The organism is Enterobacter sp. MGH85 (assembly GCF_001037655.1).
Classification (GTDB): domain Bacteria; phylum Pseudomonadota; class Gammaproteobacteria; order Enterobacterales; family Enterobacteriaceae; genus Enterobacter; species Enterobacter intestinihominis.
The window spans coordinates 1,746,089-1,770,524 of the sequence record NZ_KQ089925.1 but is presented as its reverse complement, the minus strand read 5'-3'; the positions used below and the strand labels follow the sequence as shown (position 1 = coordinate 1,770,524).

23 protein-coding genes are annotated in these 24,436 nt (G+C 56.1%); 2 read left to right on the top strand and 21 right to left on the bottom strand.

Features of this window, described 5'->3' with window-relative positions:
- Positions 1-141 precede the first annotated feature (141 nt).
- Both serA and rpiA read right to left on the bottom strand, forming a co-directional pair.
- Positions 142-1,374: a phosphoglycerate dehydrogenase gene (serA, locus tag SK51_RS08375; RefSeq protein WP_022649321.1), complete on the bottom strand. Its 1,233-nt coding sequence runs from the start codon at positions 1,372-1,374 to the stop codon at positions 142-144.
- A 265-nt stretch (positions 1,375-1,639) separates the two neighbouring features.
- Positions 1,640-2,299, bottom strand: a complete 660-nt coding sequence (rpiA, locus tag SK51_RS08370) for a ribose-5-phosphate isomerase RpiA (protein ID WP_022649322.1) — start codon at positions 2,297-2,299, stop codon at positions 1,640-1,642.
- Between the two features lie 127 nt (positions 2,300-2,426).
- Here rpiA and argP point away from each other — a divergent pair, with 127 nt between their 5' ends.
- Entirely contained in the window at positions 2,427-3,320 is an 894-nt protein-coding gene (gene argP / locus SK51_RS08365) for a DNA-binding transcriptional regulator ArgP (RefSeq protein ID WP_003860089.1), read from the top strand.
- 42 nt (positions 3,321-3,362) lie between these two features.
- On the opposite strand, the gene SK51_RS08360 is transcribed toward argP, so the two are convergent.
- The 13 genes from SK51_RS08360 to tkt form a co-directional block, all read right to left on the bottom strand.
- Positions 3,363-4,085 carry an oxidative stress defense protein gene (locus SK51_RS08360; protein ID WP_022649323.1) on the bottom strand — a complete coding sequence of 241 codons (723 nt, stop codon included), beginning with the start codon at positions 4,083-4,085 and terminating at the stop codon, positions 3,363-3,365.
- A gap of 92 nt (positions 4,086-4,177) precedes the next feature.
- Entirely contained in the window at positions 4,178-4,813 is a 636-nt protein-coding gene (gene argO, locus SK51_RS08355; RefSeq protein WP_003860085.1) for an arginine exporter ArgO, read from the bottom strand.
- 143 nt (positions 4,814-4,956) lie between these two features.
- The gene (locus SK51_RS08350; RefSeq protein ID WP_022649325.1) at positions 4,957-5,811 is read right to left on the bottom strand and encodes a small-conductance mechanosensitive channel MscS; all 855 of its coding nucleotides are present in this window, start codon (positions 5,809-5,811) and stop codon (positions 4,957-4,959) included.
- Between the two features lie 188 nt (positions 5,812-5,999).
- Positions 6,000-7,079: a class II fructose-bisphosphate aldolase gene (fbaA, locus tag SK51_RS08345; protein WP_017692704.1), complete on the bottom strand. Its 1,080-nt coding sequence runs from the start codon at positions 7,077-7,079 to the stop codon at positions 6,000-6,002.
- A gap of 92 nt (positions 7,080-7,171) precedes the next feature.
- Positions 7,172-8,335, bottom strand: coding sequence for a phosphoglycerate kinase (gene pgk, locus SK51_RS08340; protein ID WP_023306894.1), 1,164 nt, complete (start codon positions 8,333-8,335; stop codon positions 7,172-7,174).
- 49 nt (positions 8,336-8,384) lie between these two features.
- Positions 8,385-9,404: an erythrose-4-phosphate dehydrogenase gene (gene epd / locus SK51_RS08335; RefSeq protein ID WP_023306895.1), complete on the bottom strand. Its 1,020-nt coding sequence runs from the start codon at positions 9,402-9,404 to the stop codon at positions 8,385-8,387.
- A gap of 292 nt (positions 9,405-9,696) precedes the next feature.
- Positions 9,697-10,407 carry a nucleoside/nucleotide kinase family protein gene (locus SK51_RS08330; protein ID WP_023306896.1) on the bottom strand — a complete coding sequence of 237 codons (711 nt, stop codon included), beginning with the start codon at positions 10,405-10,407 and terminating at the stop codon, positions 9,697-9,699.
- Entirely contained in the window at positions 10,404-10,913 is a 510-nt protein-coding gene (locus SK51_RS08325; RefSeq protein ID WP_023306897.1) for an MltR family transcriptional regulator, read from the bottom strand. Before SK51_RS08325 ends, SK51_RS08330 begins: the two co-directional genes overlap by 4 nt.
- Positions 10,914-10,928: 15 nt before the next feature.
- A complete protein-coding gene (glpX, locus tag SK51_RS08320) occupies positions 10,929-11,900 on the bottom strand; it encodes a class II fructose-bisphosphatase (RefSeq protein WP_047352993.1) in 972 nt (323 codons plus the stop codon).
- Positions 11,897-13,174: a zinc-binding dehydrogenase gene (locus SK51_RS08315; RefSeq protein ID WP_023306899.1), complete on the bottom strand. Its 1,278-nt coding sequence runs from the start codon at positions 13,172-13,174 to the stop codon at positions 11,897-11,899. Before SK51_RS08315 ends, glpX begins: the two co-directional genes overlap by 4 nt.
- A gap of 23 nt (positions 13,175-13,197) precedes the next feature.
- A complete protein-coding gene (locus SK51_RS08310) occupies positions 13,198-14,577 on the bottom strand; it encodes a PTS mannitol transporter subunit IIBC (protein ID WP_023306900.1) in 1,380 nt (459 codons plus the stop codon).
- 27 nt (positions 14,578-14,604) lie between these two features.
- Positions 14,605-15,048, bottom strand: coding sequence for a PTS mannitol transporter subunit IIA (gene cmtB / locus SK51_RS08305; RefSeq protein WP_047352992.1), 444 nt, complete (start codon positions 15,046-15,048; stop codon positions 14,605-14,607).
- Between the two features lie 314 nt (positions 15,049-15,362).
- The gene (gene tkt / locus SK51_RS08300) at positions 15,363-17,354 is read right to left on the bottom strand and encodes a transketolase (RefSeq protein ID WP_022649333.1); all 1,992 of its coding nucleotides are present in this window, start codon (positions 17,352-17,354) and stop codon (positions 15,363-15,365) included.
- Positions 17,355-17,626: 272 nt separating this feature from the next.
- Between tkt and SK51_RS08295 the strand changes: the two genes are divergently transcribed.
- Entirely contained in the window at positions 17,627-18,385 is a 759-nt protein-coding gene (locus SK51_RS08295) for a metalloprotease LoiP (protein WP_003860073.1), read from the top strand.
- 45 nt (positions 18,386-18,430) lie between these two features.
- On the opposite strand, the gene SK51_RS08290 is transcribed toward SK51_RS08295, so the two are convergent.
- Genes SK51_RS08290 through SK51_RS08265 form a run of 6 tightly spaced genes read right to left on the bottom strand, consistent with a single transcriptional unit; the run spans position 18,431 to position 24,432 of the window.
- Complete coding sequence (locus tag SK51_RS08290) at positions 18,431-20,071, bottom strand: thiamine pyrophosphate-binding protein (protein ID WP_023306902.1); 1,641 nt, start codon at positions 20,069-20,071, stop codon at positions 18,431-18,433.
- A gap of 13 nt (positions 20,072-20,084) precedes the next feature.
- A complete protein-coding gene (locus SK51_RS08285) occupies positions 20,085-21,554 on the bottom strand; it encodes an aldehyde dehydrogenase (RefSeq protein ID WP_023306903.1) in 1,470 nt (489 codons plus the stop codon).
- Between the two features lie 9 nt (positions 21,555-21,563).
- A complete protein-coding gene (locus tag SK51_RS08280) occupies positions 21,564-22,334 on the bottom strand; it encodes an aspartate dehydrogenase (protein WP_023306904.1) in 771 nt (256 codons plus the stop codon).
- Positions 22,335-22,343: 9 nt separating this feature from the next.
- Positions 22,344-23,138: an SDR family oxidoreductase gene (locus SK51_RS08275; protein WP_023306905.1), complete on the bottom strand. Its 795-nt coding sequence runs from the start codon at positions 23,136-23,138 to the stop codon at positions 22,344-22,346.
- Positions 23,122-23,892 (bottom strand): alpha/beta fold hydrolase, encoded by a 771-nt coding sequence (locus SK51_RS08270; protein ID WP_048206643.1) that lies wholly within the window; start codon positions 23,890-23,892, stop codon positions 23,122-23,124. The genes SK51_RS08275 and SK51_RS08270 overlap by 17 nt, the downstream gene beginning before the upstream one ends.
- A gap of 9 nt (positions 23,893-23,901) precedes the next feature.
- Positions 23,902-24,432, bottom strand: coding sequence for a cupin domain-containing protein (locus SK51_RS08265; RefSeq protein WP_022649339.1), 531 nt, complete (start codon positions 24,430-24,432; stop codon positions 23,902-23,904).
- Positions 24,433-24,436: the final 4 nt, after the last annotated feature.

Below are 24,436 nucleotides of genomic sequence, written 5' to 3'. Positions count from 1 at the left end.
GGTAAGCGTAAGCGCCACCCGACACACAGACCGCACGAACATTGTAGGTCGGGTAAGCGTAAGCGCCACCCGACACACAGACCGCACGAACATTGCAGGTCGGGTAAGCGTAAGCGCCACCCGACACCACAGACCGCACTATCAGTACAGCAGACGCGCGCGAATCGTCCCCGGAATGGCCTTCATGCTCTGCAATGCTTTCTCGGCAATGTCTTCATCCGCTTCAATATCAATCACCACATAACCCATCTGCGCGTTCGTTTGCAGATACTGCGCGGCAATGTTGACGCCCTGTTCGGCAAAGATCTGGTTGATAGCAGTCAGCACGCCCGGACGGTTTTCGTGAATGTGCAGCAGACGACGCCCGCCGTGTAGCGGCAGAGACACTTCCGGGAAGTTCACCGCAGAGAGCGTTGAACCGTTGTCGGAATATTTGCTCAGCTTGCCCGCCACTTCCAGGCCGATATTCTCCTGCGCTTCCTGAGTAGAACCGCCGATGTGCGGCGTCAGGATCACGTTGTCGAACTCGCACAGTGGAGAGGTGAACGGATCGCTGTTGGTGGCCGGTTCCGTCGGGAACACGTCAATCGCCGCACCCGCCAGATGCTTACGCTTCAGCGCATCGCACAGGGCAGGAATATCGACCACTGTACCGCGCGCGGCGTTGATCAGCAGCGAGCCCGGCTTCATCAGCGCCAGCTCTTCCGCTCCCATCATGTTTTTGGTGGACGCATTTTCCGGCACGTGCAGGCTGACCACGTCGCTCATGTTCAGCAGGTCAGAAAGATGCTGCACCTGCGTCGCGTTACCCAGCGGCAGTTTGTTTTCGATATCGTAGAAAAACACGTGCATGCCAAGGGATTCCGCCAGAATACCAAGCTGCGTACCGATGTGGCCGTAACCAATAATCCCGAGTTTTTTACCACGCGCTTCGTAGGAGCCCGCGGCCAGCTTATTCCACACGCCGCGGTGCGCTTTGGCGTTAGCTTCCGGAATACCGCGAAGGAGTAGCAGCAGCTCGCCAATCACCAGCTCCGCCACGGAACGGGTGTTGGAGAACGGGGCGTTAAAAACCGGGATACCGCGTTTTGCGGCGGCATTCAGATCAACCTGATTGGTACCGATACAGAAACAGCCAATCGCCACCAGCTTTTCCGCCGCAGCAATAACGTCTTCAGTCAGTTGGGTACGGGATCGCAGGCCAATGAAATGGGCATCACGGATGGACGCTTTCAGCTCTTCAGTATCCAGCGCGCCTTTGTGAAATTCGATGTTGGTGTAACCTGCAGCGCGAAGGCTATCGAGCGCTTTCTGGTGCACGCCTTCAACCAGCAGGAATTTAATCTTGTCTTTCTCCAGTGATACCTTTGCCATTTACCCGACCCTGTTTTTATCTGAACTGATGTTGTGCTGGATATAAATCCCGTGCAGCCAACATATCAAAAAAAACTATTGCAGCAATATGAACGTTTGCGTCGGCACTCTGAAGAAAAGTCATACAGAGCAAAATGACAGAGGAAAATGCTATGGAAATTTACAAACGCGGCAGGATCGGCAAAAGAGGCGGAAAAACGTGACACAAGTCACCGAATTTAGCTTTTCAAAATTTTTTAGCGGGGGGAGCGCTCCCCCCGTCAGATCATTTTACGATGGTTTTTACACCGTCAGCCGTGCCGATCAGCGCCACGTCCGCGCCACGGTTGGCAAATAACCCTACGGTAACGACGCCCGGAATGCCGTTGATCGCATTTTCCAGCGCAATGGCATCGAGGATCTCAAGGCCGTGAACGTCGAGGATCACGTTGCCGTTGTCGGTCACCACACCCTGACGGTATTCCGGACGACCACCCAGCTTCACCAGTTGACGTGCCACGGCACTGCGCGCCATCGGGATCACTTCGACCGGCAGCGGGAAACTCCCCAGAATGTCGACCTGCTTGGAGGCGTCCGCGATGCAGATGAACTTATCCGCCACGGAGGCAATGATTTTTTCGCGGGTCAGCGCCGCGCCACCGCCTTTGATCATCTGCATGTGGCCGTTGATTTCATCCGCGCCATCAACGTAAATGCCCAGACGGTCCACTTCGTTGAGGTCGAAAACAGTGATGCCGAGGCTTTTCAGCTTTTCCGTGGAAGCATCGGAGCTCGAAACCGCGCCCTCGATTTGCCCCTTCATCGTGCCCAGCGCATCGATAAAGTGCGCCGCCGTCGATCCCGTACCAACACCGACAATGGTACCCGGCTGTACGTACTGGAGAGCCGCCCATCCTACTGCTTTTTTCAGTTCATCCTGCGTCATGATCGTTTTGCCTGTGGTGTGAAAACTCAGGGCGCATTATAGAACACGTCGAATGGATTTCGTCTGCCACGAAGGGAAAATTGTGTCATAGTGCAGATTAAGCAAAATTAAGGAGTCAGCCAGAGCAATGAAACGTCCGGACTACAGAACACTACAGGCACTTGATGCAGTTATTCGTGAACGCGGTTTTGAGCGCGCGGCGCAAAAGCTGTGCATCACCCAGTCCGCCGTATCACAGCGTATCAAACAGCTTGAAAACATGTTCGGGCAGCCGCTGCTGGTGCGTACCGTACCGCCGCGTCCAACGGAGCAAGGACAAAAGCTCCTCGCCCTGCTACGTCAGGTTGAACTGCTGGAAGATGAGTGGCTGGGCGATGAACAGACCGGCTCCACGCCGCTGCTGCTGTCGCTGGCGGTGAACGCCGACAGTCTGGCAACCTGGCTGCTGCCGGCCCTTGCGCCGGTGCTGGCCGACTCCCCTATCCGCCTGAATCTCCAGGTTGAAGATGAAACCCGCACCCAGGAACGTCTGCGTCGCGGCGAAGTGGTTGGTGCCGTCAGTATTCAGCCTCAGGCGCTGCCAAGCTGTCTGGTGGATCAGTTGGGCGCGCTGGATTACCTCTTCGTCGGTTCAAAAGCCTTTGCCGAGCGCTATTTCCCGAACGGTGTGACCCGCGCCGCGCTGCTGAAAGCGCCTGCCGTCGCGTTCGACCATCTGGACGATATGCATCAGGCCTTCCTGCAGCAAAACTTCGATCTGCCGCCGGGCAGCGTGCCGTGTCATATCGTTAACTCGTCCGAAGCCTTCGTGCAGCTTGCACGTCAGGGAACCACCTGCTGCATGATCCCGCATCTGCAGATTGAGAAAGAGTTGAAAAGCGGTGAGCTGATTGATTTAACTCCGGGGCTGTATCAGCGCCGGATGTTGTACTGGCACCGTTTTGCGCCGGAAAGCCGCATGATGCGCAACGTCACCGACGCGCTGCTGGCGTTTGGGCATAAGGTGTTAAGACAGGATTGAAAAACAAGCCGGGTGGCGGCTTCGCCTTACCCGGCCTACGGGTTACTGAGCTGGCTTTTCAGTCGGCTCCAGCTGGAACACCACATCAACCTGATCGTCGAACTGAATGGTTGGCTGCTCGTAGGTTTCCTGAGCAGAAACCGGCGCGGCGTCCGCTTTCATCATCCGCACCATCGGGCTTGGCTGGTAGTTTGAAACGTGGTAACGCACGCTGTAAACCGGACCGAGCTTGCTCTTGAAGCCGGATGCCAGCTGCTGTGCCTGATGAATGGCATCATCAATCGCCGCTTTACGCGCTTCGTCTTTATACTTCTCCGGTTGCGCAACGCCCAGCGAGACGGAACGAATTTCGTTCAGCCCTGCCTTCAGCGCACCATCCAGCAATCCGTTGAGCTTATCAAGCTGGCGCACGGTCACTTCTACAGTACGCACGGCGCGATAGCCTTTCAGGATGCTTTTGCCGTTCTGGTAATCGTAATCCGGTTGAGTACGCAGGTTCGCAGAGCTGATGTCTTTTTTCGCGACACCGTTCTGTTCCAGGAAAGAGAGGTATTGCGCAACACGATCGTCTGCCTGTTTCTTGGCGGAAGCAGCATCTTTCGCCGCCACGTTCACTTCAATTGCCAGGGTTGCAACATCCGGTACCGCATCCACGCTTGCCGTACCTGAAGTGACAATGTGCGGGCCATTTGGCAGTTCATTCGCCTGCACCGACACCGCACCTAAACTTACTAATGCCGCCAGGGCCATCACCTTAAACTTCACTGTCATTCCTCCATGTTGCGAAGAGTGCCCTGTTAACAGGGCTCATGCCAGCAAGCTTAGCGGGTCTTGTTCAGATGTCCATAAGACAACGCTTAGTTGAACAATCCCTGTACGTGATGAATGCCCTCTTTCGCCAGCTGGAAGGCAATAAACCACATCACCAGCCCCACCAGGGTATTGATAATGCGCTGCGCTTTGGCGGTACGCAGTCGTGGTGCCAGCCATGCCGCCAGGATCGCAAGACCAAAGAACCAGAGGAAGGAGGCGCTGACCGTACCGAGCGCAAACCAGCGTTTCGGCTCAACGTCCAGCTGTCCCCCCAGGCTGCCGAGCACCACGAACGTATCAAGATAAACGTGCGGGTTAAGCCATGTCACGGCGAGCATGGTGACGATAATCTTCCAGCGCCCTTGCTTCATCACTTCGGCGCTCGCCAGCTCAAGATTGCTGCTCATGGCCGTTTTCAGGGCGCCAAACCCGTACCACAGCAGAAACGCTACGCCGCCCCAGGTAACCAGCGCCAGCAGCCACGGCGACTGCATCAACAGGGCGCTGCCGCCAAAAATCCCGGCGCAAATCAGCAGCAGATCGCTCACCGCGCACAGCAGGGCAATCATCAGATGGTACTGACGGCGGATGCCCTGATTCATCACGAACGCATTTTGTGGACCAAGGGGAAGGATCATGGCCGCACCTAACGCAAGCCCTTGAAAATAGTAAGATAACATAACGTAATTCTCGCAGAGTTGTCCTGGGGCAGACTATACTGCGGGAACGACATTAGAGGAAATGGATAATATTAATTGGGGATTAGCGAGGCTAATAAAAGAAAAGCCCGGTGTCGCTGATGCTTACCGGGCCTACGGAGACGTTACTCTGCTTCTTTGACTTTTTTGACGTTTACATCCATCTGCGGGTACGGGAAGCTGATGCCGTTGGCATCGAAGTCACGCTTAATGCGCTCCAGCACATCCCAGTAAACGTTTTGCAGATCGCTGCTTTTGCTCCAGATGCGCACCACAAAATTAATGGATGATGCGCCCAGTTCATTCAGACGAACGGTCTGCTCGCGGTCCTTCAGAATACGGTCATCTGAAGCAATGATGTTGGTAATCAGAGACTTCACCTGATCGATATCGGAATCGTACGCCACGCTGATGATCAGCTCGTTACGACGCACCGGCTCGCGGGAGAAGTTAATGATATTGCCGGCAATGATTTTCCCGTTCGGTACCACCACAATACGACCGTCGACAGTACGCAGAGTGGTAGAGAAAATCTGTACCTGCAACACGGTACCCGCGATCCCGCCTAAATCCACGTATTCACCGGAACGGAACGGACGGAAGGTTACCAGCAGTACGCCCGCCGCCAGGTTCGACAGCGAACCCTGTAATGCCAGACCAATGGCCAGACCGGCAGCACCGAGCACAGCGATGACGGATGCCGTCTGCACGCCGACACGCCCCAGCGCCGCAATCAGCGTAAAGGCGATGATGCCGTAACGCACCAGCGCGGAGAGGAAATCGGCGACCGTGGCGTCAATGTGACGTGCAACCATCACCCGGTTGACCGCGTTCGATACGATACGCGCCACGATCATCCCGACAATGATGATGGCAATAGCGGCAACAATATTCACAGCGTAGCTCAGCAGTAGCGCCTGGTTGCGCACCAGCCAGTTACCCGCATGATTGATGCTGTCTACAACATCAAGTTGTTCCATTTATTCTTCCTTTTGCTAAACCAAAACACAAAATCTATCCCTTAAGGGGACAGGCAGGTCAGTAAAGGGTAAACAAAAAGAGCGGGTAATGCCAAACAGATCACAAAATCAGGTATTGCAGGATATTGAAAAAGCATAAAAAAAGGCCCGCATTTGCGGGCCTTCTGATGTGCTGTCAGCAGTACAAATTACAGAACGTCAACCGCGTTCAGTTCTTTGAATGCCTGCTCCAGACGAGTAATCATAGAAGTCTGGGCAGCGCGCAGCCATACGCGTGGATCGTAGTATTTCTTGTTCGGCTGGTCTTCGCCTTTCGGGTTGCCCAGCTGACCTTGCAGGTAAGCTTCGTTGGTTTTGTAGTATTGCAGGATACCGTCCCAGGTTGCCCACTGGGTGTCGGTATCGATGTTCATTTTCACTACGCCGTAGCTTACGGAATCTTTGATTTCCTGAGCAGAAGAACCGGAACCGCCGTGGAAGACGAAGTTCAGGCTGTTGTGCGGCAGGTTGTGTTTCTTAGACACATATTCCTGAGAATCACGCAGGATGGTCGGGGTCAGAACCACGTTACCTGGCTTGTACACGCCGTGCACGTTACCGAAGGATGCTGCGATGGTGAAACGTGGGCTGATTTTGCTCAGCTCGGTGTAAGCGTAATCAACGTCTTCTGGCTGAGTGTACAGAGCAGAAGCGTCCATGTGGCTGTTGTCCACACCGTCTTCTTCACCGCCGGTGCAACCCAGTTCGATTTCCAGGGTCATGCCCATTTTGGACATACGCGCCAGGTACTTAGAGCAGATCTCGATGTTTTCTTCCAGAGACTCTTCGGACAGGTCGATCATGTGAGAAGAGAACAGTGGCTTACCGGTTGCTGCGAAGTGTTTTTCACCTGCGTCCAGCAGACCGTCGATCCATGGCAGCAGTTTTTTCGCGCAGTGGTCAGTGTGCAGGATAACCGGAACACCGTAGTGCTCAGCCATCTGGTGAACATGATGTGCGCCAGAGATAGCACCCAGGATAGCAGCGCCCTGAGGAACGTCAGTTTTCACGCCTTTACCTGCGATGAACGCAGCGCCGCCGTTAGAGAACTGAACGATAACCGGTGCTTTAACTTTTGCAGCGGTTTCCAGTACGGCGTTGATGGAGTCGGTACCTACGCAGTTAACTGCTGGCAGAGCGAAGTTGTTTTCTTTAGCTACCTGGAACACTTTCTGTACGTCATCACCAGTGATAACGCCAGGTTTTACGAAATCAAAAATTTTAGACATGTTGCTTAGTCCTGTATCTTCGGCCGTTAGAAAAGGTGCGAGCTCTGATAAGCGCGCTGAAAATTGGGCAGGTTTCCCTGCCCCTGAATGGCTTACTTCTTAGCGCGCTCTTCGAGCATTGCTACTGCTGGCAGGACTTTGCCTTCCACGAATTCGAGGAATGCGCCGCCACCAGTGGAGATGTAGGAGATCTTGTCAGCGATACCGAACAGGTCGATAGCTGCCAGGGTGTCACCACCGCCTGCGATAGAGAACGCTTCGCTGTCTGCGATAGCGTTAGCCACGATTTCAGTCCCTTTGCGGAAGTTCGGGAATTCGAACACGCCGACAGGACCGTTCCACAGGATAGTTTTTGCGTTTTTCAGGATTTCAGCCAGTTTCTGTGCAGAAACGTCGCCCAGGTCCAGAATCTGCTCTTCATCTTTGATGTCATTAACAGATTTAAGGGTTGCGGTAGCAGTTTCGGAGAACTCGGTCGCCACGCGAACGTCAGTTGGAACCGGGATATCACAGGTGCTCAGCAGACGTTTGGCTTCGTCAACCAGATCCGCTTCGTAAAGGGATTTACCCACGTTGTGGCCTTGCGCAGCAACGAAGGTGTTCGCGATACCACCGCCAACGATCAGCTGGTCAGCAATTTTGGACAGAGAATCCAGAACGGTCAGTTTGGTAGAAACTTTAGAACCACCAACGATAGCGACCATCGGACGAGCAGGTTCTTTCAGTGCTTTACCCAGCGCTTCCAGTTCTTCAGCCAGCAGTGGACCTGCACAGGCGACGTCTGCGAATTTACCGATACCGTGGGTAGAAGCCTGCGCACGGTGAGCCGTACCGAATGCATCCATCACGAATACGTCGCACAGCGCAGCGTATTTTTTGGACAGGGTTTCGTCGTCTTTCTTTTCGCCTTTGTTGAAGCGAACGTTTTCCAGAACAACCAGCTCACCTTCGGCAACTTCCACGCCGTCCAGGTAATCTTTCACCAGGCGAACCGGGTTGGACAGTTTGTCTTTCAGGTAATTAACAACCGGCAGCAGAGAGAACTCTTCGTTGTACTCGCCTTCAGTTGGACGGCCCAGGTGGGAGGTGACCATCACTTTAGCGCCCTGCTTCAGAGCCAGTTCAATGGTTGGCAGAGATGCACGGATACGCGCGTCGCTGGTCACTTTGCCATCTTTAACCGGTACGTTCAGATCGGCACGGATGAAAACGCGTTTACCTGCCAGATCCAGATCGGTCATCTTAATTACAGACATGGTGAATCCTCTCGTTGATTCTTAAAGTTTTGCAAGCGCAAGGTGCGCTCTACCTGAAACCTTTTGCGGCCATGGCTAACGTGGTGTCGAGCATTCGGTTAGCAAAGCCCCATTCGTTATCACACCAGACCAGCGTCTTGATGAGGTACGCACCACTGACTCGCGTCTGCGTGCCATCCACGATGGCGCTGTGCGGGTCGTGGTTAAAATCTACTGAGACCAACGGTAATTCCGTATAGTCAACTATACCATGAAATGCTCCCTGTGCCGCTTTTTGCAGCAACAGGTTGACTTCACAGGCTTTTACCGGTTTTTTCACCGTCACGCTAAGATCGATTGCGGTGACGTTTATCGTCGGGACGCGCACGGCAATCGCTTCGAAACGGTCGTTAAACTGCGGGAAAATACGCGTGATCCCGGCAGCCAGTTTCGTATCCACCGGAATGATGGACTGGCTCGCCGCGCGAGTGCGTCGTAAATCCGGATGGTAGGCGTCGATAACCTGCTGATCGTGCATGGCGGAGTGAATCGTGGTCACGGTACCGGATTCAATGCCATACGCATCGTCTAACAGTTTAATGACCGGAATAATGCAGTTGGTGGTACAGGAGGCGTTGGAGACAATGCGGTGTTCAGCCTGCAGCTCGTGCTGGTTGACACCAAACACGACGGTGGCGTCGAGGTCGTGACTGCCGGGATGGGAGAACAGCACTTTTTTCGCGCCAGCATTCAGATGCGCTTCGCCATGTTCACGGTTACCGTACACGCCGGTACAGTCCAGCACCACATCCACACCCAGTTCGCGCCAGGGCAGCTCTTCAATACTGTTCTCATGCAGCACGCGGATGGCATCGTCACCGACGAACAGCTGTTCCCTTTCCTGGCGAACGTCCCAGGCAAAGCGACCGTGGCTGGTGTCATATTTCAACAAATGCGCCATGCCCGCAGCATCCGCCAGTTCATTGATTGCCACCACGGTGATTTCCGCACGACGCCCGGATTCATATAAAGCACGAACCACGTTGCGCCCAATGCGACCGAAGCCATTAATCGCTACGCGTACGGTCATAGATCTCCTGCAAAGCTATCCCTGAGTTTGAGGTGGCTGAAAGAGTAATCCAGCGACGCCCGAAGGGGAATCCTTGCTGTCACAAACTGCGATTGATTGGTCAATTGTCGAACATTTAATCGACTGAAACGCTTCAGCAAGAATAAGCGAATCGGGGAATAAAAGGAATCTCTGTCCAGATTAAGAGCGATTTAATCTGATCTCCATCACATTTTTCCGGAATAATCCCTTTTCTTCCCGCCACGTAAAACGCGGCGGGTTGAACGGTGCCCCCATGGAAAGCCGCGAAAGATCAGACGAGTCGGTATTCGCCATTTGCCGACATCATCAGTTCCACATTGGCAGAACGGCTGTGACGCAAAACACGCTCCACGTTTGGCCCGTCGGTGCGCGCATAAAACGCGTCGGCGTCGGCCTGAGAGAGTCCCCCGGCCAGCTTACGCCCTACCAGGCGCGTACGTAACGCTTCAGCGGGCGCGCGAATGAACAATGAAAAATCGCAGTATTCCATCAGCGTTCGCCATCGTTCGTCATCAAGCAGCAGCCAGTTACCCTCAACAATCACGACAGGGGCCGTTACCACAATAGCCTCTTCGACAGGATCGTGCGTTTGTCGGTCATACTGCGGCCAGGTACTGTCGCCTTCTTTTATCTGCCGCAGATGTTGCGCAAGCCTGTCGACATCAAAGGTCTCGGGCGCGCCTTTGTACGCACGCAGGTTATGGGCCTCAAGCCACGCGTTGTAGTGATGAAAACCATCCATCGGCAACGTCTGGATCGGCGGCATCCCCTCCATCTGACGAGAGAGGAATTCCCAGAAGGCGGTCAACGTAGATTTGCCCGTCCCGGGCGGCGCGCTGAGAAAAACAATCGTACGTTTGCTGGCGCTGGCAGAATGCAGTTTCGCCAGTTGCCGCAGCAAAGGCTTATGAACATTTTCGATTTCGTCATCAGGGTAATGTGCTTCTACATCTAATCCGTTGACCTTTAGCCCAATTTTCACGGCGTCAGTTCCTTTAAAATTGTCGTTACCGCCAGGGTGAGCGCCGTCTTGATCATTGCGGTAAAGCGCACCTCAGACCATGCGGCAAAGTCAGCAAATTTCATCGACTCCAGCGCGCTGAATAACGTCGCGTTACGGGTGATGCAATTAACGTTGCTGATAAAATCCCAGGTGATGTCATCGGCGAAGTCAGGGATCGTATCCTGCTCTTTCAGATACTGATAAAACTGCGAAAAATGCGTAATGTCGGCGTAGAGCCATTTTTCCATTTTCCCCAGCGCATAGATCAGGCGTAACGCCACATCGATGTCATCAAGCGGCCCACTCCGGGCGAGTAACGGCTTCACTGCATATTCCACGATCTCTTCATCGTTATCGACAAACAGCGACGGCAGAAAACATTTAATGCCCTGGAGCAAAAAAGACTGTGCCGTCGTCATGAATGCGAGGAGGTTATTCTGAGCATCCAGTTGCTCAAGCACATCGTCTTCTGTCAGCGTCGTCATTTGTATCTCGATAAATCACCGTGAATGCAGAGAGTCTATTATATTACACGTTCGATCTGCGCCGCCGATCAGTAAAGTTTGTGTGCGCACACCCTTCGCAACCTGTTGAATACCTTTAACCAGTTCGCCGCCCGTCACGCCCGTCGCGCTGAACAGGATGTCATTGCCCTTTACCAGTTCGCTAAGGGTATAGATACGATTGACTTCCACTTTCATCTCCGCACAGCGGCAGTGCTCCTGCATGGCGACCCGACGGTTCTCAGGACTCTCCCCTTTCGCTTCACAGAAATCGATCAGTTCCGCCTGCATATCGCCGCCCAGCGCTTTCACCGCGCAGGCGGAGATCACCCCTTCCGGCGCGCCGCCTGTGGTGTACATCAGATCATAAGGATTATCCTGTAAGCAGGTCAGTACGCTGGCAGCGACATCGCCATCGGGCAGCGCAAACACTTTCACGCCCAGCTGCGTCGCCTCGGCAATTGCATTTTGCAGGCGCGGTTTGTCCAGCGTCACCATCCGCAGATGCTCCAGCGGCTTGCCCAGCGCCCGGGCAACGTTGCGAAGGTTTTCTGCCAGCGGGAGATCGAGGCTGATTGCCCCGGCGGCCGCTGCGTTAACCACCAGTTTTTTCATGTACATATCAGGGGCATGAAACAGGCTACCCTCAGGCGCAAACGCCATCACTGCCAGAGCATTGCTTTGCCCCATCGCCACCATGCGGGTGCCCTCTATGGGGTCGACGGCAATATCTACCGCCGGGCCGACACCGCTTCCAACCTCCTCACCAATCCACAGCATTGGCGCATGGTCAATCTCACCTTCGCCGATGACGATACGCCCGCGAATCGCTATCGCGTTTAGCGCCTCGCGCATGGCGGTTACCGCCAGCCCGTCGATTCGGTTTTTATCGCCGCATCCGGTTTGCGGCCAGGCGGCCAGCGCCGCCTGTTCCGTAACGCGAAAGAGCGGCCATGCCAGAGACATCATGCTGCCGCCTCCCCAATATCCACCCCAAACTGCGCCAGCAGATAGCGCTCTGCTTTTTCATTCCAGATGCCGTGAGTCTCTTCCACAAGCCTTGCCAGCTCCCGGAAAAGCGGATCGGTTTTACCCTTTTCGGCAAAATCGGCAATGGCCGTTAACGGCATGGTGACACCGTTATAGATAAGCTTCTTGCCTCCAGAAATGTCCGGCAGGTTGAGTACCGTATGCGGCACCGCATCAAGGCCGCCGATGTGGGTCACCATAAACGACGGCTGAAGCTGGCCCGTCGCACTCAGCGCAATCGCCTCTTTCATGTCCTCCGTCGAGCCGCCGGAGGTGCCCACCACGTGGGTACTGTTGTAATGGACGTTGTAAAAATTAAACGGCACCTTGAAATTGCTGTCCGTTGGTCCGGCGAAGAAATTCAGGCACCCGTCCTCGGCGAGAAGATCGTCAGCCAGTTCAATGACCGCCGGAACCGCAGCATAGACAAACACGTCGTCGAAGCCGACATTGTCAGTTAATGCGCGTAACGTAGCGGCCGGGTTCTCCAGTACAGAGGTATTGACATAGATAAGCTCAATACCCTTTTGTGCCGCCAGCTCAACCGGCAGGAGTTTTTCCGCCTGCGCAAGGCGGGCCTCATCAATATCTACCACCACAACGCGCGACGGCTGAATCCCGCCGTTAATCGCATAATCAATAGCGCCAATTCCCATCGGCCCGGCGCAGGCCAGAAGCGCAATCTTACCTCCCGGTTTCACACCCATCCGGTGCTCATAAACATATTGCGTCGTATGATAATTGGCGTTATACGCGCCGATAATGCAGCACATGGGTTCCGCCAGCGAAGCTGCCGCAAAATAGGAGCCGTGATAAGGTAAAACGCAGCCCAGATTAATCGCGACCTCTGGAATAATCATATACGTCGCATTGCCGCCAAAATATTCGTAGCTGTATCCAGCGGAATAACCGCTTGGCAATCCCATTGCCGGTTGTAAAACAAAGCGCTGACCTTTTTTATATTTCCCGGTAAGGTTTTTTCCGACCTCAACAATCACCCCGGCGCATTCATGTCCGGTAATGACCGGATGATTTTCCAGATCGTCCGGCACACGTTTATGTTCACTGCCTAATTTGGCTGCCTTCCAGGTGGATAAACAAACGCTGTCGGAAATTACGCTCACCAGCAGTTCATTGTCGCTTATTTCGGGCAGTTCAAATTCGCGGATACGAACATCCTGCTTGCCATAAATGGCAGCCACTTTCGTTTTCATAATGACTCCAGGAACCAGATAGATTAATTCGCCGTTAGATGCTTAAATAATTCGTCAAGCTTCGGATCGCCGAGATAGTTTTTTATCAACACTAACGGTTTGTCACTAACCCGTTTAGCGCGCCCCTCCAGGCTGGCATGGGTAACAATAATGTCCGCGTCGTCAGGCACATTTTCGATGGCATAATGTTTTACTTCGATATTTTGTCCGGCTTTTTCCAGGCGCTTCCGGAATGTCGTCGCGCCCATAGCGCTAGAGCCCATTCCGGCATCGCAGACAAAAGCGATATGCTTAACATCCTGGTAAGAAAACTTGCCTTCCTGCTTCATGGCTTTTACGGCGTTGGCAGAATAATTGAAAGTATCTTCCGTTTCAGCTTCGCTATTTTTATCCATCTTCAGGATAAAAGAGGCGACCGCAAAGGTGACCAACGTGCCTGCCGTTACGCCAGCAATCGTGGCGAGGAATGCGCCTTTAGGCGTTAACGCGAGGTAGGCGAAAATCGAACCCGGACTTGGGCCAGCCACCAGTCCACCGCCTAACAGGTTAAATACCCACGTCCCGCTCATGCCGCCAGCAATCATCGCAATCAGCGTCAGCGGTTTCATCAGTACGTAAGGGAAATAGAGCTCATGAATGCCGCCCAGGAAGTGAATGATCATCGCGCCGGGGGCTGACTTTTTCGCCATCCCTTTGCCGAAAAAAGCAAAAGCCAGCAGCAGGCCTAAACCCGGCCCGGGGTTGGAGGCCACCATAAAGAAGATGGATTTACCCGTCTCGGAAGCCTGCTGCATCCCCAGCGGATAATAAACCCCCTGATCGATAGCGTTATTTAAAAACAGGATTTTTGCCGGTTCGTTAATCAACGACAGCAGCGGCAAGTAGCCTGCATGTACCAGTGATTCAATACACTCTTTAATAAAGTTATTGGCAATCGACACCGCAGGACCGATGACTTCAAACCCCAGCAGGCAGAGGATCATGCCCGCAATACCCAGCGAGAAGTTGTTGATGACCATCTCAAAACCCGCTGGAATGCGTTTATCCAGCATTCGGTCGATATGCTTAATCACCAGGCCGCCGAGTGGCCCCATAATCATTGAGCCGAGGAACATAGGAATATCCGCGCCGATGATCACGCCGATAGTGCCGATCCCCCCCATCACCGCCCCACGTTTGCCGCCAACCAGGTGTCCACCGGTAGAGCCAATCATAACCGGCAGTAAATAGGTGATCATCGGTCCGACAATTTTGGCGAAATGCTCATTTGGCATCCATCCGGTTGGTATAAATAATGCGGTAATAAATCCCCAGGCAATAAAAGCGCCAATATTCGGGATGACCATTGCAGTCAAAAAGCCCCCAAAAGCCTGGACCTTTGCACGAGCAGACTTGTGTTCCATAATAATATCCTGTAAAGGAGAGAATAATTATGCGCGAGCCATAATATCCGCCAGTTGCTTTTCTGACTTAGCGGTTAACAACGCTGACAGCATATCTTCTTCACATAATAATTCGCTTAATGCCTGGATAGCGTCGATATGTGAATCCGCATCCGCCGCAGATAAACCAATGAGTAATTTTACGGGCTCATCGTCGTCGGCAAATTGCACTTCCTGTTTAAGAAGCGTTAATGACATACCTGTTTTTAAGGCACCGCACTCCGGACGGGCATGAGGCATCGCTACACCCGGAGCTAGAATGTAATAAGGACCATTAGTGAGCGTCGAGGTTTTAATTGCCTCAATATAATCAGCGTTAATACAATGATTTTGCAGCAAAGACGACATGGAAAAATCAATGGCTTCCTGCCAGTCCTTTGCTGCGGATTTTATTGATATTGAGGATTCAGGGAAATAATCAATTAACCGCATATATCATCCTTATTTTATTTTTAGGGTACAACGTATCGCTAAAAACAAAATACGCCTGCGGTAAAATGAAATCAAACGGAGAGAAAATAGCGAGCATGTCAGAGTGGATTTTAATAAAACGAACAAAAACAGATCGTTAAAAACAAGAAATTAAAAAGCAAGTCTATAAATGTGATATCCATTGCAAATTAAACATATTATAACCTTTCGTATTTGTGATGGGAATCACCAAATATATGTTGTTAACACCAAAGAAAATACCACCAAAATAAAAACGGGCCGCCTGAGCGACCCGTTTTGCCTCACGGAGAGATTTACAGCAGTTCTTTCGCTTTAGCGACAACGTTCTCAACGGTGAAGCCGAACTCTTCGAACAGCAGCTCTGCCGGAGCAGATTCACCGAACGTGGTCATACCGACGATAGCGCCGTTCAGACCCACGTATTTGAACCAGTAATCAGCGATACCCGCTTCCACTGCCACGCGAGCGGAGACCGCTTTAGGCAGTACAGATTCGCGGTACGCGGCATCCTGCTTGTCGAACGCATCGGTAGATGGCATGGAAACCACGCGCGCTTTCACGCCTTCAGCAGTCAGTTTTTCCCATGCGGCAACGGCCAGTTCAACTTCAGAACCGGTCGCGATAAAGATCAGCTCAGGCTGGCCCGCGCAATCTTTCAGCACGTAACCACCGCGGGCGATGTTTGCCAGCTGCTCTGGGGTACGTTCCTGCTGCGCCAGGTTCTGACGGGAGAGGATCAGCGCGGTCGGGCCGTCCTGACGCTCAACGCCGTATTTCCACGCCACCGCAGATTCAACCTGGTCACATGGACGCCATGTGCTCATGTTCGGGGTCACGCGCAGGGAAGCCACCTGCTCTACCGGCTGGTGAGTTGGACCATCTTCGCCCAGACCGATGGAGTCGTGGGTGTAGACCATCACCTGACGCTGTTTCATCAGCGCGGCCATACGCACGGCGTTACGTGCATACTCTACGAACATCAGGAAGGTAGAGGTGTACGGCAGGAAACCACCGTGCAGAGCGATACCGTTGGCAATCGCAGTCATACCGAATTCACGTACACCATAATGGATGTAGTTACCGGCAGTGTCTTCGTTGATTGGCTTAGAGCCAGACCACAGGGTCAGGTTAGATGGCGCCAGGTCAGCGGAGCCGCCGAGGAATTCTGGAAGCAGAGGACCAAACGCTTCGATCGCATTCTGAGACGCTTTACGGCTGGCGATTTTAGACGGGTTCGCCTGCAACTTCGCAATGAACTCGTTCGCTTTCGCGTCGAAGTCAGACGGCATGTCACCTTTCATACGACGGGTGAATTCAGCCGCTTCCTGTGGGAAGGCTTTCGCGTAAGCCGCGAACTTCTCGTTCCAGGCCGCTTCTTTCGCCTGGCCCACTTCTTTCGCATCCCACTGCGCGTAGATTTCAGATGGGATTTCGAAGGCAGGGTGTTTCCAGCCAAGCGCTTCACGGGTCAGTGCGATTTCCGCGTCGCCCAGTGGTGCGCCGTGGGAGTCGTGAGTGCCCGCTTTGTTCGGAGAACCGAAGCCGATGATGGTTTTGCACATCAGCAGGGACGGTTTGTCGGTCACGGCGCGCGCTTCTTCTACGGCACGTTTAATCGAGTCAGCATCGTGGCCATCAACGCCGCGCACAACGTGCCAGCCGTAGGCTTCGAAACGTGCGGCGGTGTCGTCAGTGAACCAGCCTTCAACGTGACCGTCGATGGAGATGCCGTTGTCGTCGTAGAACGCAACCAGTTTACCCAGCTTCAGGGTGCCTGCCAGGGAGCACACTTCGTGAGAAATGCCTTCCATCATGCAGCCGTCGCCCAGGAACGCATAGGTGAAGTGGTCAACGATGTCGTGGCCAGGACGGTTGAACTGTGCCGCCAGGGTCTTCTCAGCAATCGCCATACCCACGGCATTCGCAATGCCCTGACCCAGCGGACCGGTAGTGGTTTCAACGCCAGCGGTGTAGCCCACTTCCGGGTGACCTGGAGTTTTGGAGTGCAGCTGACGGAAATTTTTCAGCTCTTCGATTGGCAGATCGTAGCCAGTGAGGTGCAGCAGGCTGTAGATCAGCATAGAGCCATGGCCGTTAGACAGCACGAAACGGTCGCGGTCTGCCCATGCCGGGTTCTGCGGGTTGTGGTTAAGGAAATCACGCCACAGGACTTCGGCGATGTCAGCCATGCCCATAGGGGCGCCCGGGTGGCCGGATTTGGCTTTCTGTACTGCGTCCATGCTCAGCGCACGAATAGCATTAGCAAGCTCTTTACGTGAGGACATTTTAACTCCAGATCGGACTGTTAAAGGCCATGCCCTTGACGACAGCGCGTTTTGGGCTACGCCGGAAAAAAGTGCCAACAATGTAACCCAAGCCGCAGGGCATGTACATGGACCATTCTTTTGCAGCTTAAGAAATCTCTGGATCATGCTCGCATGTTGCGCAATCTACTCGCCCGCCCCTGTAGATATTCCTTATACTTAGCCCGACACCGGCTTCGTTGACGGTGCATTTTTCGGAATTAATTCAGATTAACGAGTACGGAAGCAACATCATGAAAATGCGTGCAATTGGGCTGGCTGTGGGAACAACGCTCCTGCTAAGCGGCTGTCAGAATATGGATTCTAACGGCCTGATGACCTCAGGCGCAGAAGCTTTTCAGGCCTACTCATTGAGCGATGCGCAGGTGAAAGCGCTGAGCGACGAGGCCTGTAAGGATATGGATGGAAAAGCTACGCTTGCCCCGGCAAACAGCACCTACACGCAGCGTCTGAACAAGATTGCTTCCGCGCTGGGCGACAACATTAACGGTCAGCCGGTTAACTACAAGGTGTATATGGCGAAAGACGTCAACGCCTTCGCGATGGCTAACGGCTGTATCCGCGTTTACAGCGGCCTGATGGACATGATGACCGACAACGAAGTGGAAGCGGTGATCGGCCATGAAATGGGTCACGTTGCTCTCGGTCACGTGAAGAAAGGGATGCAGGTTGCGCTGGGCACCAATGCCGTGCGTGCTGCGGCGGCCTCTGCGGGCGGCATTGTCGGCAGCCTGTCCCAGTCGCAGCTGGGCGACGTGGGTGAGAAACTGGTTAACTCCCAGTTCTCCCAGCGTCAGGAGTCGGAAGCGGATGACTACTCTTACGATCTGTTGCGCAAACGCGGCATCAATCCATCGGGTTTAGCCACCAGCTTCGAAAAACTGGCGAAACTGGAGGAAGGCCGTCAAAGCTCCATGTTTGACGATCACCCGGCCTCCGTTGAACGCGCGCAGCATATCCGTGACCGCATGGCGGCAGACGGAATTAAATAAAACTTCGGCCCGGTGCGCGCCGCGCTACCGGGCAACAAGGCTCAATCAGTACAGCGTTTTCTGTGGCGGCCCGGCAAACTTAAGGGCGCCAATCTGCCCCATCCGCACTTCCACCACCGACGGCCCCGGCATCGCCAGCGCTTCCGTCATCACCGCATCAAAATCCTCGGCCCGCTCAACGCTCCAGGCCTGTAGCCCAATCGCCTGCGCCAGCAGGGTAAAGTCCGGTGTATGCAGTTCGTTATAATACTGACGCCCGCCAAAATATTTATCCTGAATACCGCGCATTACGCCGTAGCCCCCGTCGTTCATGATGAGCAGCGTCACGTTGGCTTTCTCCTGCGCCAGCGTCGCCAGCTCGCCTAAATTGAGGCTCAGGCCGCCGTCGCCCACCAGTCCCACCACCCTGCGCTGCGGGTTAGCAATCGCGGTGCCGATGGCCATCGGCAGTCCCATACCAATCGCCCCGGCGAGAGAGTGAATGTTCAGCAGCGGACCGTTAGCCCTGAACAGACGGCTACCCCACAGGCTGCCGGACACGGTGATATCGCGCACCAGCAGGCCGTCTTTCGGCAGGGCTTTTTCTATGGCGTCGTTAAGCTTCGCATAGGCGCCGCACTGCTCGCGCAGCCCCTGCTCAGCTTGCCCGACCGCCTGCTGCACCTGCATATCCCACTGGGCGTTGCCCCACTCGCGGCTCTGCACTTTTTTAGCCAGCGCGCCAAGCAGCGCGGAACAATCTGCTATCAACGTGCTATCCATCAGGTAGTTACGGCTGGCCGCCGCCGGGTCGATATCAATCTGCACCCGCGGGGACGGCAGCTCAAGCGTCCAGGAGCAGGTTTCGTTGCTGCGCAGACGTGAACCGGCCACCAGCGTAAAATCACACTGCGCAATCAGCGCCTCCACCGACGGCGAGTTGTGGAACGCCCGCAGGCTGGCGCGGTGGTCGTCCGGCAGCACGCCGCGCGCGTGGGTGCTGGAAATCACGGTGATGCCCGCATCCGCCAGTTTTTTCACCGCCTCAGCGCTTCCCAGCGCCCCGCCGCCCAGCCACAGCAGCGGCTGTTTCGCCTGTTTGAGCTGCGCCCACAGCGCGTCAACCATCCCGGTATCCACGGCTGGAACCGATGCCGGTTTGACCGGGGCAGTTACCAGCGACAGCGGAATTTTGGCGCCCTGAATATCAATCGGGATTTCCACCGAAACCGGTCCGCACGGCGGGGTCTGCGCGTCCTGGATGGCTTTATGCAGAATGGCTATCGCCTGATTCGCATTGCTGATACGGTACGCCCGTTTTGAGCTGGCCTTCAGGAAGGTCAGCTGATCGCGGGTTTCATGGATAAACCCGGTGTCGGCGTCCAGCCAGGCTTTCTCTACCTGCCCGGTTAAATGCAGAAGCGGCGTGCAGGCATTCATCGCTTCCACCAGCGCGCCTACCGCGTTCCCGGCCCCCGCGCCGGTGCTGGTCAGCGCCACGCCGAGGCCGGAAAAGCGCCCGTGAGCATCGGCCATGGTGACGGAACCGGCTTCACCGCGCGCGGGTACAAAGCGGATATTGCCCCGCTGCCCAACCGCATCCGCTATCGGCAGGTTGTGAATGGAGATGACGCCGTAGATGGCCTCAACCTGATACTGCTCCAGCGTTCTGGCGATGGCGTCGCCGACGGTTATCATTTCGCTCATTGCTCACCCTTTCTCAGTCGCACCAGTGGTTGACGCTGTTACCCGTCGCCAGATAAATGCTCTTTTGTTGCATCCAGGCTTTCAGCCCCTGGATACCCTTCTCGCGGCCCAGACCGCTCTCTTTAAAGCCCCCGAACGGGGTCGAAATCGCAAAAACTTTGTAGGTGTTGATCCACACCGTGCCTGCCTCCAGCTGCTCGCTGAGACGCAGGGCGCGCCCGGTATCGCGCGTCCAGATCCCCGCCGCCAGGCCGTAAACCGAGTCGTTCGCCTCGCTGATCAACGCCGCTTCATCGCCAAACGGCATCGCCACCAGCACCGGGCCGAAGATCTCCTCCTGACAGGCGCGAGCGCTGTTGTTTAGCCCTTCGATAATGGTTGGCTGGAAAAAGCTGCCGTTTGCCAGAGCGGGATCGGCAGGGATCTCGCCGCCGCACAGCACGCGGCCCCCTTCCCGCTTCGCCAGTTCGACGTACTCGATCACGCTCTGGCGATGTTTCTCGCCGATCAGCGGTCCTACATGCACGCCGTCGGTAAACGGATGCCCGACGCGCAGCCCGCGAGTTAATTCCAGCAGCCTCGCCATCAGCGGGGCGTAAATACTCTCGTGGATAAACAGCCGCGATCCGGCGATGCACGCCTGCCCCGCCGAGCTGAAAATGCCGTAGCAGATCCCGCGCGCCGCCTGTTCGATATCGGCATCCTCCAGCACGATGGTCGGCGATTTGCCACCCAGTTCCAGCGAGGCCGGGATCAGTTTTTCCGCCGCCACGTGCGCCAGATGACGGCCCGTAGTGGTTCCGCCGGTAAAGGAAATTTTGCGCACGCAAGGATGACGCGCCAGCGCATCGCCAATCACCGAGCCTTTGCCCGGCAGCACGCTCAGCAGCCCGGCGGGCAGCCCGGCCTGTTCAAAAATCCGCGCCAGCTCCAGCGCCATCAGCGGCGTGGCTTCGGCGGGCTTGAGGATCACCGCGTTCCCGGCGGCAATCGCCGGTGCGACCTTCTGCATTTCGCTGGCAATCGGCGAGTTCCACGGCGTGATGGCCGCTACCACGCCAAGGGGCTCGTAGCGGCTCAGCGTCAGCAGATCCGGCTGGCGCGGTGTCGGAAGTTCCCCTTCCAGCAGCTCGCAGGCGGCGGCAAAGTAGCGCGCCGTTCCCGCCGCGCTCATCACCAGCCCGCACGCTTCCGCCAGCGGCTTGCCGTTATCCCGGCTCTGCATCTGCGCCAGTTCATCCACACGGGATTCAATAAGATCCGCCACCTTGTGCAGGATCTTCGCCCGCACGTGCGGCAGGCTGTTACGCCAGGCGGGATCGCGCCAGGCGCGCTCTCCGGCGTCTATCGCCTCCTCCAGGTCATCCAGACTGGCGGCGTTCAGCGTCGCATTGATCGACCCGTCTGCCGGGAAGTGGCTCTGCATCGGGTTACCTCCGCCGTGTCGCCACTGGCCGCCGATAAAAATCTTCAGATCGTCCATCGTCACTCCTCAGCTCAGGGCCAGCTCGCGGCAGGCGCGCACCGCGCTCAGTGCCGCCAGGGTGGAGGTTTTAGGGTTAGACGCCAGCGGCAGCCCGCTCAGCTCCAGATGGAATTCGCCAAACAGCCCTTCGACGTGCAGCGTGTGGGTGTTACGTTTCGTTGCCGGGTCAACCATCAGCTGCACGCGGGTGTCATCCATCCCGACGCCGCCGAGCGCCACGGTCGCCGCTACGTTGGCGTTCGCCGGGAACAGCCGCGCCGCCTCGCGAGCGCTGCCTTCAAAAAAGACCTTTGCCTCAGCCACTGAATTCAGATCGATAAGCTGCTCGGCATAGCTGCCGCGCCAGCTGGCCGGGCTTTTGCGCGACTGATAGGTGACGCGCTCAAGCCCACCCTCTTTCGCTGCCGCCAGCCCGTCGATACCGGCCACTGCACCGGAAAGCAGAGTCAGTTTTCCGCCCGCCGCGAGCAGACGCTGCTCCAGCGCGCTGTCCGCCAGCGCGCCGGTGGAAATGACGGCCAGATGCCAGCCGCGACGCAGGATCTCTTCCCCGTACTGGGCCACCGCCTGCTGGCTGGCGCATTCCAGCACCAGATCCGGCGTTTGCGCGCACGCCATTGGCGACGTCAGCGCCTCGACCGCATCGCCAAACTGGTCGTGAATGGCGGCATGGTGAGATGCGCGCGCCACGATCCAGCCGATAGCCACACCGGCGGGCAGGCGCTCAATCACCGCCTGCGCCATGGCACCAAAACCAATCAACATTACCTTTTTCATGATGCGTCCTTACAGATGGCGACAGAAGCCGCCGGAAACGTCCAGCGCGGCGCCGGTGGTAAACGAGGCCAGCGGCGAGGCGAGGAACAGCAGCGCCTGCGCGGGCTCCTGCGGCCTGCCGAGGCGCGCCATTGGAATGCCGCGCTTGCGCGCGATATCCGCCGTCCACTCCGGCCAGCTCTGGCTTTTGTCCGCCCGGTTTTCAAAGCGGCGCAGCCACTGGCCGGACTCCACCATGCCGAGCAAAATGGAATTGACGCGAATGCCTTTACCCACCAGCTCTTTCGAGAGCGTGAGCGTCATGTTCAACAGCGCGGCACGAGCAGCGGAGGTGGCGATCATGTGCTCCTCCGGCTGTAGCGCCAGCAGGGAGTTGACGCAGGTAACAGAGGCAATGTCTGACTGCTCCAGCAGCGGCTGAAACGCCTGCACCGGATTGATGACGCCAAACAGCTTCAGCTCTGCCTCGTGCAGCCACGCCTCGCGCGGGGTGTCATGGAAGTGCGCCACGTAGCCCTGCCCGGCGTTGTTGATCAGCAGATCAGCCGCGCCAAAGCGCGCCTGCACCGCATCCGCAAAGGCCTGAACCTCGTCGGCGTTCAGCACGTCGCAGCGGTAAGAAAAAATCTCCCCGTGGGGGAATTCGTTTTGCAGCGTCGCATGGGCGCTGGCGAGCCGATCCGGGTCACGGCCGCAGAAGGCGACTTTCGCCCCTTCCCCCAGCAGCAGGCGCAGCGTTTCAAAGCCAATGCCAGAAGAACCGCCGGTGACTACCGCTACGCGCCCGTCAATTTGTGCATTCATCGCGCACCTCTTCGTTAATGCGTAAAAGCTGTTGGTTGAAAAACACGTCGTTATCGAGATAGCTGGCGTGCCCGGCCTGCGGAATGGCGGTAAACGGCATGCCGTAGCGCAGCGCCGGCCCCTGCACCAGTTCGGGCTGCGTTATCGCGTCCTGCTCGCCACACCAGACTTCAAACGTGCCGGCGTATCGTTTAAGCCAGCCGTGAATGTCGTCATGCGCCAGCATCCACGCGGCGGCAAGGTAGCCTTCCGGGCGCAGCGTGCGCATGCCCGCCGCGACGGTGGCGATATCTTCCGCGCGCGCGCCGGGGCGCAGCAGCTTCGCGGCACGGGTCTGGGCGAGGATTTCGCCGCCCAACGCCATCTGCTGCTCGCGGTTGCGCCAGACCTGCTCCCGCTGCTCCGGCGCGGCATTGCCGTAGCCCTGCGCAGCGTCGGCCAGTACAAGATGAATGACGCGATCCGGGAACTTCGCCGCAAAGGCACTTGCGACCAGTGCCCCCAGGGAATGGCCAACCAGCACTGCCTGCCAGACACCGGCGCGGTCGAGCATCGCCGCCAGCGCGTCGGCGTAATCCCCCGCGTTTGCCCGCGCGACGGCCAGCATCGGGCTTTCGCCATAACCGGGCATGTCCCACGCCAGCACGCGAAAACCGTTCAGCGCCATCTGCTTGTGCCAGGACGCAGCGCCAGAGCTGATCCCGTGTAGCAGCATCAGCGGAATGCCGCTTCCCTGTTCACGAAAACCCGTCATGGCGCCCCCTTAGTTCCGCTTCACTTTCGAGAGCGGATGGTCGGACGGATAGGTCGGGATTTCCGGCTTGTTGGTTCCCAGCATGACGCACATCAGCGCCTCCTCTTCCCCGTGGTTAAACAGGCCGCGATAGATGCCCGGCGGGACGGAGATCAGGTCACGCTCGCGCAGCACCGTTTCGGTGTAGTTGTCGCCATCCTGGATCATCAGCGTGATTTGCCCCTTGAGCATGAAGAACACCTCTTCCACGTCGTCGTGCAGGTGCAGCGGCCCTTCGCACTTCGACGGCAGTACCATGGTGGAGAAGGTGAAATGGTCCGCCTGCACGGTATTGGTGTCGTTCGCCACGCCGGTTGCGCCGGTGCCGATGTAGCGCATCTGCGCCCGGCGGTATTTCGGGTCAAAATCGGCCTGGAACTTCAGCGCGTTCCAGTCGTATTTACGGCCTTCGAAGCGCGCGATGCGCGACTCGACCCACTCTTCCATCGTCAGATGGTCAGGTTTGATGCCCGTTTTGTGGGTTACGGTTGAATCAGTCATGACA